The organism is Gemella haemolysans (assembly GCF_901873445.1).
Classification (GTDB): domain Bacteria; phylum Bacillota; class Bacilli; order Staphylococcales; family Gemellaceae; genus Gemella; species Gemella haemolysans_C.
Window position 1 is genome coordinate 1 of the sequence record NZ_CABFLN010000008.1, and the last position, 17623, is coordinate 17623.

A 17623-nucleotide genomic window follows, 5' to 3' on the forward strand; every position below is an offset into this window, starting at 1 on the left:
ACCGAACACAGAAGTTAAGCTCTTTAGCGTCGAATGTAGTTGGGCTTACGCCCTGTGAGACTAGAACGTTGCCAGGCAACAGTGAGAGCCTTCCTTTTGGAAGGTTCTTTTTTTATACTTTATTTCATATATTTTGATTTTCTTAACAAAATAGAGTATTATTATATAGTAATATATTATTGGAGGTTTGGGAATGTTTTATTTAGAGGATGAAAAGACGTTAGTGCTTACAAATGAAAATAAAAAAGATATATTGAAAGCATTAAAATTAATTAATAATATTTCAGATAATAAAAATATCAAAGTTGCTTATATAAAAATCTTAGGTAAAGTTTTAGAATTTAATAAAGCTATAGAAACTTATTATCACTCACAAAAACCAGGATACAATGAAATTTATCAAGAAAGAATCAACAATCTTGATAATAGTAGTGATGAGTTCAGACGTGTAAAAGCTGAATTAAAACCGGTATTTGATGAAAATAGTTATAGTGCAGACGCAGAGAAAGAATTTAATTTAATTCTTACAAGAATTGAAAGTAGAACAACAATTCTTTTTGAAGATGAAAAAGAGTACAATTTTAATAACTATTTAATTACATTAATTAATAATAAAAAATTGGAAGAGTTTATATGGTTAAATACTCTATATAATATTTATAAAGAAGGTAAGAGCTTAAATTCTATAGTTCAAGATTACCAAAAACTTAGCGATGTTGAGTTTTCAGATCTTTATAAAATATATCTATTTGTAACTGATTATAATATTAATAAATTACTTTTACAAAATGAATCTAAGATTATTAATAATGAGTATTTAGAGGATTTTGAATCATTTTTCAACTATATGTATGAACTTATCGATGATTTGAGAACATTTGTTGCCAAAAATGATAAAAAAAATATACTAAGTTTCTCAACGAAACTAGAGAGTTATACCAATATTAATACACCGACAAAAGAAGAATTCCTAGAATGTGTTTATAAAGTTTTTAACTTTTTGAGGGCGTTTTATGAGAATGACAATGCTAAATTATTATTAGATAATATATATCCAATCTTAGTAAAATCGTTTTTCGCACCTTTAAAAAATGACGATAAGATTAAGTATGACTATAATCAAGATTTTATATATGCTTTAGAGTATACTCAAATTATTATAGAAGTTATGGATGATAAAAATGAATAATACCTTCTCAGAAAAAGATTTTTATTGTGTATATAATGATTATGATATTGCAAAACGTGCTAAAGAATTAAATTTATTGTATCTTCCTTTATTAGGGAATGATGCAATAAGTCTATATCACTTTTTAGGCAGTAAGATGCTTAGTGATAAAAATCTTTCTAAGAATTATTTACATTATGATATTTTAGATAATCTTGCATTATCAAATCATAAATTTATGGTCGCAAGAAAAAAATTAGAAGCAATGGGATTAATTCAATCTTTTTATATTGATAATGCAGGTGTTGGACAATTCGTCTATAAAATTAAAGAAGCATTAGATTTCACAACTTTTTTTAATACACCAGTATTAGCCCAATTATTAGAGAACACTCTAGGAAGTAGTGAATATAAAGAAATAGTTAATTATTATTCATTTGATAAAGTTAGCTTTAGAAGTTTTGAAGAAATTACAGCTAAATTTTCTGATGTATTTCATTTAGAAAACCTAAATGATTTTAGTTTTGATTACTTATCAAATAAAAACTCTTCAGGACCTAATTTCGATGAGTATTATTTTGATTTTGATAAATTAAATTATTATTTAGCAAATAGTTATCTAACTGATGTCATATCTAATGACGATATAAAAAATAAAATTTTAGGTATTGCACATATTTATAAGATGGATCCACAAGACATGGCGAAGGCTATTGAAAAATCAGTAGAAATTTCCAATGGTACGAGTGAAATCAATATTAAGATATTAACGGATTATATTATTCAATTAAATGTCAATGTTAGAAAACAAGAAGTTCCAACATTAGAACGTATGGTGAATAAAAATCTTAGCAGTACAAAAGATAACCATGAAACAGAGGAAGATTTGTTTATTAAAGAAGTAGACAATACAAACTTTATAACATTCCTTAATAAACAAAAAGGTATAGTCGTATCTAACATTGATGCTAAAAATATAAATGACCTACAAAGTAAATATAATTTTCCAACTGGAGTATTAAATATTTTATTAGAATATTCTATTAATCAAACTGGAAAAAACTCAATACCGCATATTAATTATATAGATAAAATTGCAAGTTCATGGAGTGCACAAAAACTTTTAGGTGCAAAGGATGCAATTGATTTTGTTAGAAATAATCGAAACTATAAACAAAATAATATAACTAATACTAAAAAGGTGTCTAAAAAACAAACAAATTATACAAGTGTGAAAAAAGGAAATTATGCACCGTTTCCTGAATATTTACAAAGTCGTCAAAGTAATTTCAATGGTGCAAAGAAAATAGAAGATAGAGTTGTTACAAAAGAAGACGAAGATGCATATAATAAAATGATGCAAGAATTAAATAACAAGAGGGACGTGTAGTGAAAAAATTATCTAATATTGTAGCTAGTAATACACAAGACTCATTCAAGAAGTTTATGTCAGAAAAAGTATTAAACGATTCTGAAATAATTAAATTTATTCGTGATAATAATTTCTCAAAAATTGATATAGAAAATAATTTTGAGAAGTTCTATCAGTTTTATATTTCAAAGGATAAATTACTAAATATAGAGCATAAACCAAAGTTAGTTTATAAGAATGAAGCAGTCAATATTTTATATGAAGAGACTGAAGAATATAAACAAAAAGTAGCGAATTTAAAAACGTCGAATAAGGTAAAAACAGAATTTATACCCAAAAGAGTTTTAACATATACTTTTGAGAACTTATCAAGAAATAGAGAAAAAGGTATTTTAGCAACAGAAATAATAAAAATATGTAAAAGCATTATTAATAAACAATCAACAAGAGGTGTCTATGTTTATGGACCGACAGGAACTGGAAAAACCTACTTAATGGGATCTATTTATAACTATTTTAAACAAAATGGAAAAGAACCTGCAATCTTATATTATCCAGAATTTATTAGAAAGATTAAGTCTAAAATAAGTAATAATAGTTATGATTTATATATCGATTTAATCAGAGATGAAGAGATACTAATAATAGATGACATCGGTGCTGAAAATATTACAGAATTTATACGTGATGAAGTACTAGGACCAATTATTAATCATAGAGAAGCTGAAAAGTTACCGACATTTTTCTCTTCTAACTTAAGTATAGATGACCTGGCAGAATTACTATCAAATGGTAAAACAACAGTAGATAGAACGAAAGCTTTAAGGATTGTTGAAAGAATACATTCGTTATGTTCTTCTCATTTTTTAGATGGTGAAAACGAAAGAGAATATTATAACTAAATAAACCAGGTACTTATAAAATTTTTATTTTATAAGTACTTGGTATTTTTTTGGTAAAAAATTCAAAAAAATTAATTTTTTTTTAGAAATTAGTGGAAAAAAGTGGGGAAATGTGGTAAATTATAAAGGTAAGGTGGTGAGAAGTAGTGTTTATTGGTCAATACAATAATAAAATGGATGCCAAAGGAAGGCTTAGTATTCCAATTAAGTTCAGAGATGAACTAGGTGAAAAATTTATTATCACAAGAGGTCTAGACTCTTGTTTATTCGGCTATTCACTACAAGAGTGGCAAAAGGTGGAAAGTAAGATAAAATCACTACCTATCACTAAGAAAAATGCTCGTACTTTCCAACGTTTCTTCTTTTCTGGAGCCACTGAAGTTGAGATAGATAAACAAGGAAGAATTAACATTCCTAACGCATTAATAGAACATGCTTTTTTAGATAAAGAATGTGTGGTAAATGGTTTATCTAATAGGATAGAAATTTGGGCTAAAAATCGCTGGGAAGATTTACTTGTTGAAAGTGAAGCTAGCGTAGAAGAAATAGCAGAAGAATTAGAAGATTTTGATTTTTAGGATGGATGAAAATGTTTAAACATTATAGTGTATTATTAAATGAAGCTGTAGAAGGCTTAAATATAAAAGAAGACGGTATTTATGTAGATTGTACCTTAGGAGGAGCAGGACATAGCTTAGAGATTTTAAAACGTTTAAAAACTGGTAAACTATATGCTTTCGATCAAGATAATGTGGCATTAGAAAATGCCAAACAAAAATTAGCTGAGTACAGTGATAAAGTTGTCTTTATTAAATCTAACTTTGTTAATTTAAAAGAAAAATTAGCAGAGCATGGTGTTCATGAAGTTGATGGTGTATTATACGATTTAGGAGTATCATCACCTCAATTAGATACACCTGAAAGAGGTTTTAGTTATAATTATGATACTAAATTAGATATGAGAATGGATACTGATGCAAAAATCAGTGCCTATGAAGTAGTTAATGAATACAGTTATCATGATTTGGTTAAAATATTTTATCGCTATGGAGAAGAAAATTTTTCAAAACAAATTGCGAGAAATATTGAGAAAAAAAGAGAACAAAAACCTATTGAAACTACTTTTGAATTAGTAGAAATTATTAAAGATTCCATCCCTGCTGCAAAAAGAAGAACTGGAGGACACCCAGCTAAAAGAGTATTCCAAGCTATTCGTATTGCGGTAAATAATGAATTATCAGTATTTGAAGATTCACTTGAACAAGCGATTGAAATTGTTAGTGTAGGAGGAAGAATATCTGTTATTACATTCCATTCCTTAGAAGATAGAATTTGTAAGCAAATATTTAATTCATATGCAAAGGAAAAAGATATTCCAAAAAATCTACCAATTATGCCAGAAGAAAGTTTATCTAAATTAAAAGTAATTACGAGAAAACCTATATATCCTAGTGATATTGAATTAGAAGAAAATAATAGATCTAGAAGTGCCAAATTAAGAGTGGCAGAAGTTCAGATAAAATAGAGGAGGGAAAGTTTAAATGGCAACACTAAAGGTATATAGTAGAGAATACGGAGTAAGAAAAGTACAAGAAAAAGTAAAATTTAACTTTTTGGAAAAAACAGCTTATGGAGTTTTTGTAGGAGTTATTTTACTTGCTAACGTAGTTATGTTAAACTATAAGGGAGAGATTTATTCACTACGAAGTGCTCAACAAAAAAATGATATTGTAATATCAGAAAAACAAAAAAATAACAATGAACAAAAAGTTATGATAAACAATCTGTCATCTTACGAAAGAGTTAAAAAGATTGCTGAGACAGTAGGAATGAAAACTCAAAAAGATAGTATAAAGGTAGTGAGATAATTGATAAAACTTTTTAAGAAAATATTAACTTTAAAGTTTTTGGAAGATAGAAGAAGTTTAGAAAGAAAAGATTATATCTCTCGAGAAAGAACAAAAATTGTATTTTTTCTAATTTTTGTTTTTTTCTTTGTATGGATATTAATATTAAATATTGGACAAATGATGCTAATAGGGACTGTTAGAGGCCATAATTTGACAGAATTAGCAGATAAAAAGTATAAGATTGACAGTAGTTTACAACCAAATCGCGGGAAAATCTTTGATAGAAATGGCAACATACTAGCTGATAATATTGAATCTTATAAGATAGTCGCAGTAGTGTCTGATAAAGCAACTGATGATGATACGAATCCTCGTCATGTTATCGATATAGATAAAACTGCAGATGAATTATCTAAATTTATCAAATTAGATAGAAGTAAGATAAAAGAAATACTTAATAAAAAAGGTGTTTATCAAGTGGAATTTGGTACAGCTGGAAAAGATATTAGTGTTGAAGATAAGAAAAAAATAGAAGAGTTAAAACTTCCAGGTATTGAATTTATAGCAACAACAAAAAGATATTATCCAAATGGAAGCATGCTTGGAAACTTCTTAGGGTTTGCTCAGAATTCACCTGACAGTGATTTGATTACCGGTCGATTAGGAGTTGAAAAAACATTTGATTACTACTTAAGAGGAAAAGAGGGGCATATTACTTATGCTAAAGATGCATGGGGAAAAGTAGTTTCTAATATACCAAAAGTAGAAACCAAACCTGTAGATGGAGCGGATATCTATTTAACTATTGATAAAAATATTCAAGGATTTATTGACAATACTTTGAAAGATATTCATGATAAATATGAACCAGAAAGTGCATTCGCGATAGCAATTAGTCCTAAAACAGGAGAAATACTAGGTTTAGGACAAACTCCAGCATTTAATCCAAATACTCAAGAAAATCTTTCAAGCGCTTGGTCGAATATATTTTATAATTCAGCCTATGAACCTGGTTCAACTTTAAAAACTTTTACTATGTCAATAATGGTTGAAAATAATATTTATAATCCAGAAGCCTACTATAGATCTGGTTCATACAAAGTAGAAGATGCTACTATTTTTGACTGGAATAAAACTGGATGGGGAACAATAACTCAACGTCATGGATTCCAACAATCTTCAAATACATTGATGTTAACACTTTTAAATGAATTAGGGACTGAAAAACTAAAAAGTGGTTTAGAAAGTTTTGGATTTGGAAGAAGTACGAATTCACTTTATGGAAATGAAGCAACAGGAGATTTAGTATTTAATAACAAAGTATCTGCTTCGACTACTGTATTTGGTCAAGGTAGTACAGTTACGGCAATGCAGATGGTTCAAGCAGAGACGGCAATTTTAAATGATGGTCAAATGTTGGCACCGTATTTCTTACAGCGAGTTCATGATAAAACATTGGATAAAGATGTTAATATTGGGAAGAAAACAGTGGTAGGAAATCCAATATCAAAACAAACAGCTGATATAATGAAAGAGGAACTATACGGGGTTGTTAATGGTTCTTGGGCACAAGGTGGTAAACGATATGCCGTGGAAAACTACAGTACATCAGGAAAAACCGGAACGGGCGAGGTAGTGGATCCTAAGACAAGGACTTATTTTAAGAGTCCATTTAAAGTTCTGCACTCGTTTATTGGTTATGCACCAAGTGAAGACCCTCAAGTTATTTTATATGTTGGTATGAAATTACCAACAAAAGAGCTAGGAGCTAGTAGTGCATACGGGGCATCTGAGATTTTTAAACCGATAATGGAAAATACATTAAATTATTTAAATGTAAAAAAAGCTGATGATAACAGCACTGTAAAAAGTTATCAAATGGAAAATGTTGTAGGTGAGAACGTTAATTCAACAGTACTAAAATTACAACAAAAAACTAAAAATATTATAACAATTGGCTCTGGTAATAATATTATTGGACAATATCCTTCGGCTGATAATGTAATAAAAGAAGATGAAAGAGTATTTCTGTTAGTTTCGGATAATAATATAGTATTACCTAATTTCATAGGATGGTCTAAGATTGATGTCATAAATTATGCTAAATTAGCCGGCTTAGATATTGAAACTGAAGGGAATGGGTTTGCAAAACAACAATCAATTCCTGCGCAGAGATTTATAAAAAAAGGGGACAAGATAAAAATAAAATTTAGTTAGGAGAACGAAATGAGTAATTCAGATACAGTATTTGCTATATCGTTATTATTGGTAGCATTTTTTCTGACAGTGTTAATGCTACCAAGATTAATCAAATATTTACATGTTCTAAAATTTGGACAAGCAATTAGAGAAGAAGGCCCACAAAGTCATATGCATAAAAAAGGTACTCCAACAATGGGAGGAATATCTTTTATAGTTTCAATAGTAATTTCACTTATTATTGCAATGATCTTGGATAGTGGAAACATTCAATATTATATTTTATTCATTTATACAACTATCTCATTTTCAATTATTGGTTATATAGATGATATGCTTATCGTAGTTAAGAAGAAAAATGATGGACTTGCTCCAAGAAAAAAATTAATGCTACAAATACTATTTTCTGTAATATTTTATATCTTAGTTACATTTATTTATAAAGATATAAATTATATACATATTCCAGGATTAGATTATAATCTTAATATTTCATATTTATATCTAATCTTCTTAGTATTTTGGCAAACAGGATTTTCTAATGCGGTTAATTTAACTGATGGATTAGACGGTCTAGCAACAAGTGTTACAATTATTACCACTAGTACATTTGCTTTATTAGCGTATAAGGAAAATAATTTTCCTGTATTAGTTTTCTGTTTGACTATAGTTGGAGCACTTTTAGGATTTTTATTATTTAATAAAAATCCAGCAAAAATCTTTATGGGGGATACTGGATCTTTAGCTTTAGGAGGAATTTTAGCAGCGATTTCAGTAATCCTGCATAAAGAGATAGCATTCTTATTTATAGGTTTAGTATATATACTTGAGACTTTATCTGTAATAATTCAGGTGGCTTACTTTAAAAAAACAGGTAAAAGAATTTTTAAAATGTCACCGTTACATCACCATTTTGAGTTATCAGGATATGGCGAAGTAAAAACTGTGTATATTTTTGTTGCTATAGCAGTGGTATCATCAGCTATAGGATACTTTATAGGGGTTATTTAAAATGATTAATTTAGAAGATAAAAAAATATTAGTGTTAGGATTTGCAAGAAGTGGTTATTCAACTGCAAAAATCTTAAACAAACTTGGATATGATGTTACTTTAAATGCATATGATGATTTAAGTAATGATGAAAAAGCAACCGAGTTGAAAAAATTAGGAGTTAAAGTTATTGGTGGAGGACATCCACTAGAACTTTTAGAAAACATTGATTTAATAGTAAAAAATCCAGGAATAAAATATGAGATAGATATTTTACAAAAAGCTATTGAAAAAAATATTGATATAATAACTGAGATTGAGTTAGCAAATACATTGTTTAATATCGATATGGTAGCTATAACTGGAACGAATGGTAAAACTACGACTACTCAGATGACTTTTGATATATTAAAAGCAGCCAATAAAGATGTTTATTTAGCGGGTAATATTGGTTATCCAGCAATAGAAGTTGCATACAATCATCCTAATTCATTAATAATTACGGAAGTTTCATCTTTCCAATTACAAGGAACAAAATATTTTAAACCATCTGTTGCTACTATAACAAATCTAGGTGTTGGTCATTTAGATTATCATGGAAGCGTTGAAAACTATAGAAATGCAAAAAGAAATATTTATAAAAATCAAACAAATGATGATATTCTTATCCTAAACATTAAAGAAAAAGAAAAATATGATTTGGAAACAATTCATTCTAATGTTCTTTTCTATGATACTAAAGAAAATAATGAAGCTAGCATAATGGTAAAAAATAATATCGTTACATATGATGAAGTAGAGTTATTTGATATTACTAAGCTTTCATTACCAGGAATGCACAATGTTGAAAATGCTATTAATGCCGCTGTGATTTCATATATTAAAGGTGCAAGAATAGAAGTTATTCAAGAAGTACTGTATGAATTTAGTGGAGTTAAACACAGATTACAATATGTAGGTGAGCATAACGGGGTTAAGTACTACAATGATTCGAAAGCAACGAATCCAGTAGCGACAACTACAGCACTTTCAGGCTTTGAAAAGAATATTATACTCATATGTGGTGGGAAAGACAGAGGAATTGATTTTAAAGAATTAGTTCCATTTTTCCCAAGAATTAAGGCAATGGTTGTTGTAGGAGAAAGTAAAGAAATTCTATATAGTTTAGCTGTTAACAATAAAGTTAATTGCCATAGGGCGATAAAAGTTGATGATGCTACTATTTTAGCAAACACACTTGCTGTAGAGGGGGATACAATATTATTATCACCTGCTTGTGCATCATGGGATCAATATAAATGCTTTGAAGATCGTGGAGATGAATTTATAGCAACATTTAAGAAAATTATTCAAGAGGACTAAAAAACTATGAACAAGAAGAGTAAGAAGTTACTAGTAAAAATGAACAATGAAAAAAGAAGAAGTTCATTGGAAAAAATAAAAAGAAAAAAGAAACGTGAAGCAATATTTATAGTAACTTTATTTTTAATTGTAATAGGAGTATTTGTACTTTTATTCAGTAGTTATTTGAAATTGAAAACTATTGATGTAGAAGGTAACAATCAAATTACTAAGGAAGAAATTCTTGAAGCAGGAAACATTAATAATGATCTTCGAACATGGTCGATAAAAGATGATGAAATCCAAAATAATATAAAATCAAGATTTGATATATTTAAGTCAGTAACAGTAAAATCTAAATTACCTTCATCTATAAAAATTCAAGTAGAAGAATATAGTTTTATCGCACAAAATAAAAAAGAAGACGGTAGTATAGAAATAATAATGGAAAATGGGAAACCATATCCTGGTAAAATTAGAAATAATTATAATTTGCCTATTATAGAAAATTTCAATGATGATAGTAATAACCTTGAGGAAGTATATAAGAATCTAAACAAGTTAAAACAAGAAGTTCGATTACAAATATCTGAAATAATAAATGATGAAAGTGATAGAATAATAATTTATATGAAAGATGGTCAAAAAGTTAAAGCTTTAAGAGTAGACTTTGCGGATAAGTTAAATTATTACGAAGAAATATCTAAATATATTGAAGACAAAAATAATACTACTTTAAACTTAATAAACGGTGCATATCTTGAAACACCAAAAACAGAAAAAGTTAGAAATGATAATATTAAGAGACTACTATCAAGACAGGGATTAAATGATGATGAGAAATCAAATAAAGATAATGAAAGTGTAGAAAAAGAAGAAAAAGTACAACAAAGTAATAAATCTGGAAATTCTACTACAAATAATCAAAGTAATTCTTCTAACAAGAACAATAATAGCAAACAACAATCAACACGTAATAAGAAAAATGAATAGTCAAAAAAGCATCCTAAATTTTGTATTTCGGATGCTTTTTTTATTGAAAAATTATATAAAAGAAAAAAACTTATTCGTTATATTACAAATTGAAAATATTTTAATAAAATTTAATTTTTTTTGATGTTTTTCATATTTTTTTTTCTAATTTTATGTTATAATTTAGTATGTGTAAATAAAATATGTGTGTATTTACAATTTTATTATAATAACAAAGTTTAAAGGAAGGAGTGTTTGACTTGAGTTCACAATTGTATACTTCAATAGATCTAGGATCATCTAGTATAAAAGTGATAATAGCAGATGTAGTATATGAAAAATTGAATATACTCGGTGTTGGTGTTGTTAAAACAACGTCTGTTAAGCGTGGAAACATTATTGATGTAGAATCTGCTTCTAGAGATATTCAAAAAGCAATAGATATTGCGAAAAGTGAAGCTAATAAGGACATAAGATCATTATATGTAGCAGTTCCAAGTATACACACTCATATTAAAAAAAGTGTAGCGGAAATTAAATTTAATACAAAACACGATATTGATGGTAGAGATATCGAAGAAGTAATTGAAGAAGCAAAAATACTACCATTACCACGAGAAAGAGAAGTGGTACAAGTAATTCCAGATTACTATCGTCTTGATGATATTGAAAATATTAGAAAACCAAAAGGAATGACTGTTCATAATTCATTTGAAGTAACAGGAAATAGAGTTTTAACTTCTAAGACTCATCTTCACACAATATATAAGAGTATTGAAAACCTAAGATTAGATTGTAACGAGACATTCTGTACATCTCATTCATTAGGTGAATTACTATTAAATGATGAAGAAAAAGATTATGGATCAGTAATTATTGATATTGGAGCAGGACTGACGACTGTGAGTTATTTTGAAGATGGAATCCTTCAATTATCACAATCAATTGAGTTAGCAGGTGAAGATATTACACGTACAATATCAGATGTTTTAAATGTCCCATTAAAACGTGCAGAAGAGATAAAAGTTACTCAAGGGCATGCTTTTTATGACTTAGCATCACCACAGGTAATTATTGATTTAGATAACCTAGAACCGGATGAGGAACCATATACTCAAAAAGAGTTGGCTGACTACATAGAAGAAATCGTAGAAGAGATTATTTTACGCTCATTTGATGTATTGAGAAAAGCTGGTATAAATAGAGTAAAAGGAAATGTTGTCCTAACAGGTGGAACAACACTTATGCCTGGTGTTCTTGACCTAGCAAAAGATATGCTAAGAAAAATGAATGTAAGAATTGGGTCACCAAAAATTATAGGTGCTAATTCACCAGAATTATCTGTTGTTGTAGGTACATTAACAAGTAGCTACAAAATTGAATCGTTGTTTGGATATCAAGTAACTGATGAAGTACCGACAATAAAAAATACAAATTCAACATTTGAAAATGTTTCTGTAGTAGAAGAAATCACAGTAAATAGTTCAAAGGTTGAAGCACCAGTAATAAGCGAAGCTCATGAAGATGTTCGTGAAGAAGAAACTTATTATGAAGAAGAGAAAAAAGAAGAAGACAAAAACTTTTTTGACAAAATAACTAAAATGTATAATTCGTTTTTTGAATAATAATCAGGAGGAAATAAATAATGTTTGAAGAATTTGATCAATCAGCAGTAATTAAAGTAGTAGGTGTTGGTGGCGGTGGTGGTAACGCCGTTGACCGAATGGTAGAAAGCGGAATTCAAAACGTTGAGTTTATCGCAGTTAATACAGATGCTCAAGCTTTAAAACGCTCTAAAGCAAACGTTAGAATTCAAATCGGAGAAAAATTAACTAAAGGTCTTGGAGCAGGGGCTAACCCAGAAGTTGGGCGCAAAGCTGCTGAAGAAACTAAAGATAAAATTGAAGAAGCATTAGCAGGTGCGGATATGGTATTCGTAACTTCTGGTATGGGAGGAGGAACTGGTACTGGAGCAGCTCCAATCGTAGCAAGTATTGCTAAAGAATTAGGTGCTTTAACTGTAGGTGTTGTTACTCGTCCATTCAACTTTGAAGGTAAAAAACGTCAAGTACAATCTACAGCTGGAATTAACTCACTTAAAGGTGCTGTAGATACACTTATCGTTATCCCTAACGATAGATTATTAGATATCGTAGATAAGTCTACTCCAATGATGCAAGCTTTCGTTGAAGCTGATAATGTGTTACGTCAAGGGGTTCAAGGTATTTCTGACTTAATTAATGTTTCTGGTACTGTTAACCTTGACTTTGCTGATGTTAAAGCAATTATGGCTGATCAAGGTTCTGCATTAATGGGTATTGGGGTAGCTTCAGGTGAAAACAGAGCTATCGAAGCAGCTAAAAAAGCTATTTCATCTCCATTACTTGAAACATCAATCGTTGGAGCTAAAGGTGTGTTATTAAACATTACAGGTGGTCCATCACTAAGTTTATTTGAAGCTCAAGCAGCAGCAAGTATCGTTCAAGAAGCAAGTGATGACGAAGTGAATATGATCTTCGGTACAGTGTTTAACGAAGAATTAGAAAAAACTGATGAAATCATCGTAACTGTTATTGCTACTGGATTTGAAGAAGATGGAGTAAGTGTAGAAAGAGATATCTTAGCACAACGTCCAGCACAACCAGAAGCTAGCTCATTCACAAGTGGGTACGGTAAAAACGAAGTAGAACAAGAAATGTATCCACGTCCAAGAAGAAGAACAAGAAGAGAAATCTAATAAAAAGAAAGAAAATCGGATAAATATCTGATTTTCTTTTTTGTATGCTTCATTAAAATATTTAATTAAAAAATCCTGATAAAGTTGTTTTTTATCAGGATGTTTTTGAATTTTAATCTATTAAAATAAATTTTATATCGAAGTTAATTACATGTTTTAAAGTGTTGTATATAAATGATTTATTAAGAGCTGTATTACAAAATTTTAGTAAATCATTTTCATCATAATCAGCATATAGATAATATGTAATGTTACAAAAATCTATTTTTGGTTCTTCGTCGTATCCTTTAACACCGATTAGAGAAAGTGGATTTTTTAAATTTAGATGTATTTTTCCTTCAAGTTCTTCAATATCAATATTAAGTTGTTTGCTTTGTGATACAATACTATGGGCAATTCCACCTAAGATAGAAGCTGCAAAATAATTAATACTACTTGCATAATCAGCATTAATGTCAAAACTAATTTCACTAGATATATTTATACAATCATTATTAGTGTACATCTTAAATATATTACTAGATAAAATTCCTCTAAAAGTTAAATCATAATTTTTAGATTCATATAGATTACTCATATCGTTTCCTCAATGTAATTTTAGCTTCATTTAGGCGAGCTAATTTTTTATCAATAATCTCCATTGTACTTACCGGTCTATTTGCAAATGTAGCAAAACCACAGTCAGGATTTAACCAAATTCTTTCTTTAGGAATATATTGCATTACTTCTTCTACACGATTTAGGATATCTTCTAATGGTTCTATATCGTCTGTTCTTGGATTCATAACACCCAATCCTAGTATACAATTATCCCTTATTAAAGTACTATTGAATAATGAAGATATTTCTCCAGCACGAGGAGTAGAAAACTCTAATGTAAGTATATTAGGAAGAGTTTCTTCGAATAATGGAAGTAGAGGAGTATAAGGTCCAGTAAGTAGAATACTTTCATCACGACTCCAATTACCACGACATACATGAAGAGAAACTAATATTTCTTTTTCTTTAGCATAATCAATTACAGATTTAATTAATTTAGTAGCAAATTTTAATTCTTCAGTAGGATCTTTTTTCTCAGATAATGCTGCACACATAAAAGATCTTGTCTTACCTTCAGAAAATACCACTTCGGTTAGTACAGGTTCATCAAATTGAATAACATCTATGCCTATTTTTGCTAATGAATCAATTTCTTCTTTTAATACTTTAATTATGTCTTCTCCTAGAGAATCTTTGCTATCGTAATATTGTTTTGATAGAGCAGGTAACCACATGGACCTAGTTATTAAATAAGGACCTGGTAATGTTGCTTTGATTTTCTTATCGCTTAATTTTTTTAGTTCAATTATTTCATCAGCTACCAGAGGTTTATTATATTTTACTTTTCCTGTACAAATTGCATTTTTTATACTAATTGCAGGAACGTCTAATATTTCTAGAATTTGTTCAAAACCTTGTTTGTCCTCAATATAATCAAACATATCAGCCATACTCATCATTGTAACACCTTCCAAACGTTCAGCAATAAATGAAACATAATTATCTCGATTTAGTTCACCACTAGTGATTATATCAATATAATTTTTTTCTTGAAGTTCAACTACATATTTTGTTTCATCATCTAGGATTTCTTGATATGTTTTTAAGTCGATATTTCCTTTATTTAATTTTCGTTTTGCGGTCAATAGTTTTTTACTACGAGGCATACTTCCAAGAAGAGAAACTAAGAAAGATGAATTAGTCATAATTATTCACCATGAAACTCTTTAAAAAAATCTAAATATTCATTGGCTTCAGTAAGTTGTTTAAACCCAGAAGTACGACCAGATACCCATTCTTTTAATCCTTCCATATCCATCATTTCTTTATGCTCAGGATTATTGTAATCCATTTTGTGTAATACTTCTATAAATTTTTCAAAACGAGCTACGTCTAATTCTGGATGTCCTGAGAAGATACAGTGATCAAAGAAATCTGTTTTTGATAAAATTTTCACCTGATTTTTATCTAGAGTTCCATCTGCAATCCAAGCATTATAGTTTAAATCTAGCATCCAAGTAGCAGCTACTTCATCATTTTTTAAAGCTATTGCTGAATCAAGTTCTCCACCGACATGGTCACCATGAAGTCCGACACCGATATCGAAACGTTTTTCAGTATAATCTTTATCAAATTCTAAACCAAGTTTGTGAAGATGGTTAATAGGAATTAATCTGGCTTGTGGTGAATCAATTGCACCGAAACCTATTGTTTTATTTCTTAAGTCTTGAATAGAGTTAATGTTACTATTAGCTTTTACTACTAAATATGAACTACGATCACGGTCAGTATCACGCATAGAACCATTTAACGCATTTCCGTTAGTGCGTAGGTGAGTATCTAACCATGCTAAAGGAGAATTCCAAGCTACATCAATTTCTTTAGCTAATAAACCATCAACTTGACCTTTGTAATCTTTGTAATAAACTGGTTCAATAGGAAAGTTTTCATCCTCAAAAAATTTCGCAATAATTCCCCAAATTACAGTTACTTTTGGGTCATAGATTACAGCTCCAACTTTTAATTTTGACATAATATTATTCCTCTTTTCTAATTTGTATTTTTTAAATAAAGGGGAGTGACTCAAAAATCGTGATTTCGAAGAAACAAGATTTTGTCGAGTCACCCCCGCACAGTTTATTAGATAATTTAAATGGCTTTTATAAAGCGAATTTAGATATTAATAAACCACTGCGTTTATAAGTTTTCATATGAACTTTGTTAAAATTTTAGGGCTTTTGGGTCAGCCCCTTAAAAATTTGATTTCATTAGTAATTATTATGGTAATTGTTGCCCAGTAATTGCTTTTCCTAACCAAATTGTAAGTACATCAACACTAGGTGCCATAATATGACTTGCGAATGCATCTCTTAGATAGCGTTCCATATTTCCAACACGGTTATATGCTTTACCACCACCAACACGCATACCAAGACGAGCTAATTCGATAGCAGCTTCACTCGCAAAAATTCTAGCTGATAAAATTTTTGCTAACATATCACTTTCTTTAGCTAAGAAACTACGAGCAGCTTCATTCGTTCCTAAAATAGCAGCATTTGTTTGACTGTAAATTTTTGCTAGATGAATTTGAACAGTTTCAATTTCACTTAATGATTTTCCATCAGGATATTTTCTATTAGTTGTATGAGCTACCGCTTCGTCTAAAATTGCTTCGCATAGTCCACTATAAACAGCGGCAAGACCTGTAATGAAGTAAGTGGCGACAATTGTGAATACTTGATCAACTCCAGAGCCTGCTTTACCTATGCGTAGTTCTTTATCTAATTCAACATCATTAATTGCCATTTGACAAGAAACATTTCCACGCATACCAAGACCGTGCCATGTAGATGTTTTAAATTCTAGTCCTTTGCTTCCAAGTGGGAATACCCAGTTATCAATTCCACCTTCAACATCAGAAGGAGTAAGTACCAAGTAGTAAGAAGCAAATTCAGCAGATGTTACCATACTTTTTAGTCCATTGAAAATCACTGAGTTATCTTTAAATTCAGTTTTCACATCAGAAATGTAGAAGTGAGTACCAGTACCTAATTCGCTGTAAGCAAGTGCCATAAATTTTTCATTTTCTACGATGTCTTTACAGATTTTTGATTTAAGATTATCATCTGCATAAGATAATATACAATTTAATGCAACATTGTGCATCATATAGCATAAACCAACAGTAGCACTCGATTTAGCGAAAGCACGACAAGCATCAGCATGTTCTTGCATATCTTTACCTAATCCGCCTAGTTCTGTAGGAATCATAAGTTTAAAGTATCCAGCTTTTCCTAATTCTTTAAATACTTCCTCTGGAAATCTTTCTTGTTCATCAATTTCTTTAGCAATAGGGTCAATATATTTTTTTGCAAATTCCCTAGCTTCGTTATAAAATGTTGTCATAATAATGCCTCCTAATATTAATAGAATAATACTTTCTACAAAGAATTATATAGCTAAAGTGAAAATCTGTAAATGCTTTAACTTTTGATATAATAATGATTATAATAAAATACTTTTTTAAAAATAAATTGAATTATTGTGAAAAT

Annotated in this window: 16 protein-coding genes; 12 read left to right on the forward strand and 4 right to left on the reverse strand. The window is 29.3% G+C overall.

Going from position 1 to position 17623, the window contains the following annotated elements:
* Positions 1 to 193 precede the first annotated feature (193 nt).
* From JX287_RS01220 to ftsZ, 12 genes are all read left to right on the forward strand, one after another.
* Positions 194 to 1189 (forward strand): hypothetical protein, encoded by a 996-nt coding sequence (locus JX287_RS01220; RefSeq protein WP_204641417.1) that lies wholly within the window; start codon positions 194 to 196, stop codon positions 1187 to 1189.
* Positions 1173 to 2558, forward strand: a complete 1386-nt coding sequence (locus JX287_RS01225) for a DnaD domain protein (RefSeq protein ID WP_239650298.1) — start codon at positions 1173 to 1175, stop codon at positions 2556 to 2558. The genes JX287_RS01220 and JX287_RS01225 overlap by 17 nt, the downstream gene beginning before the upstream one ends.
* Positions 2558 to 3442, forward strand: a complete 885-nt coding sequence (dnaI, locus tag JX287_RS01230; protein ID WP_204641418.1) for a primosomal protein DnaI — start codon at positions 2558 to 2560, stop codon at positions 3440 to 3442. The genes JX287_RS01225 and dnaI overlap by 1 nt, the downstream gene beginning before the upstream one ends.
* 146 nt (positions 3443 to 3588) lie before the next feature.
* Positions 3589 to 4020, forward strand: a complete 432-nt coding sequence (mraZ, locus tag JX287_RS01235) for a division/cell wall cluster transcriptional repressor MraZ (RefSeq protein WP_204641419.1) — start codon at positions 3589 to 3591, stop codon at positions 4018 to 4020.
* Positions 4021 to 4031: 11 nt separating this feature from the next.
* Entirely contained in the window at positions 4032 to 4967 is a 936-nt protein-coding gene (gene rsmH, locus JX287_RS01240; protein ID WP_204641420.1) for a 16S rRNA (cytosine(1402)-N(4))-methyltransferase RsmH, read from the forward strand.
* 16 nt (positions 4968 to 4983) lie between these two features.
* Complete coding sequence (locus JX287_RS01245) at positions 4984 to 5310, forward strand: cell division protein FtsL (RefSeq protein ID WP_003145776.1); 327 nt, start codon at positions 4984 to 4986, stop codon at positions 5308 to 5310.
* Between the two features lie 192 nt (positions 5311 to 5502).
* Positions 5503 to 7509, forward strand: a complete 2007-nt coding sequence (locus JX287_RS01250) for a penicillin-binding transpeptidase domain-containing protein (protein ID WP_239650299.1) — start codon at positions 5503 to 5505, stop codon at positions 7507 to 7509.
* Between the two features lie 9 nt (positions 7510 to 7518).
* Complete coding sequence (gene mraY / locus JX287_RS01255; RefSeq protein ID WP_204641422.1) at positions 7519 to 8502, forward strand: phospho-N-acetylmuramoyl-pentapeptide-transferase; 984 nt, start codon at positions 7519 to 7521, stop codon at positions 8500 to 8502.
* 1 nt (position 8503) lies between these two features.
* On the forward strand, positions 8504 to 9844 hold the full coding sequence (murD, locus tag JX287_RS01260) for a UDP-N-acetylmuramoyl-L-alanine--D-glutamate ligase (RefSeq protein WP_204641423.1): 1341 nt from the start codon (positions 8504 to 8506) through the stop codon (positions 9842 to 9844).
* A 6-nt stretch (positions 9845 to 9850) separates the two neighbouring features.
* Positions 9851 to 10816 (forward strand): cell division protein FtsQ/DivIB, encoded by a 966-nt coding sequence (locus tag JX287_RS01265; RefSeq protein ID WP_204641424.1) that lies wholly within the window; start codon positions 9851 to 9853, stop codon positions 10814 to 10816.
* A 230-nt stretch (positions 10817 to 11046) separates the two neighbouring features.
* Positions 11047 to 12420 carry a cell division protein FtsA gene (gene ftsA, locus JX287_RS01270; RefSeq protein WP_239650300.1) on the forward strand — a complete coding sequence of 458 codons (1374 nt, stop codon included), beginning with the start codon at positions 11047 to 11049 and terminating at the stop codon, positions 12418 to 12420.
* Between the two features lie 20 nt (positions 12421 to 12440).
* Positions 12441 to 13532, forward strand: coding sequence for a cell division protein FtsZ (ftsZ, locus tag JX287_RS01275; protein WP_204641426.1), 1092 nt, complete (start codon positions 12441 to 12443; stop codon positions 13530 to 13532).
* A 112-nt stretch (positions 13533 to 13644) separates the two neighbouring features.
* Here ftsZ and JX287_RS01280 read toward each other — a convergent pair whose 3' ends face one another.
* From JX287_RS01280 to JX287_RS01295, 4 genes are all read right to left on the reverse strand, one after another.
* Positions 13645 to 14109, reverse strand: a complete 465-nt coding sequence (locus JX287_RS01280; RefSeq protein ID WP_204641427.1) for an OsmC family protein — start codon at positions 14107 to 14109, stop codon at positions 13645 to 13647.
* Positions 14102 to 15277, reverse strand: a complete 1176-nt coding sequence (locus tag JX287_RS01285) for a cobalamin-independent methionine synthase II family protein (protein WP_204641428.1) — start codon at positions 15275 to 15277, stop codon at positions 14102 to 14104. Before JX287_RS01285 ends, JX287_RS01280 begins: the two co-directional genes overlap by 8 nt.
* Before the next feature lie 2 nt (positions 15278 to 15279).
* Positions 15280 to 16104 (reverse strand): phosphate/phosphite/phosphonate ABC transporter substrate-binding protein, encoded by an 825-nt coding sequence (locus JX287_RS01290; protein WP_204641429.1) that lies wholly within the window; start codon positions 16102 to 16104, stop codon positions 15280 to 15282.
* 245 nt (positions 16105 to 16349) lie between these two features.
* Complete coding sequence (locus JX287_RS01295) at positions 16350 to 17477, reverse strand: acyl-CoA dehydrogenase family protein (protein ID WP_204641430.1); 1128 nt, start codon at positions 17475 to 17477, stop codon at positions 16350 to 16352.
* Between the last annotated feature and the right edge of the window lie 146 nt (positions 17478 to 17623).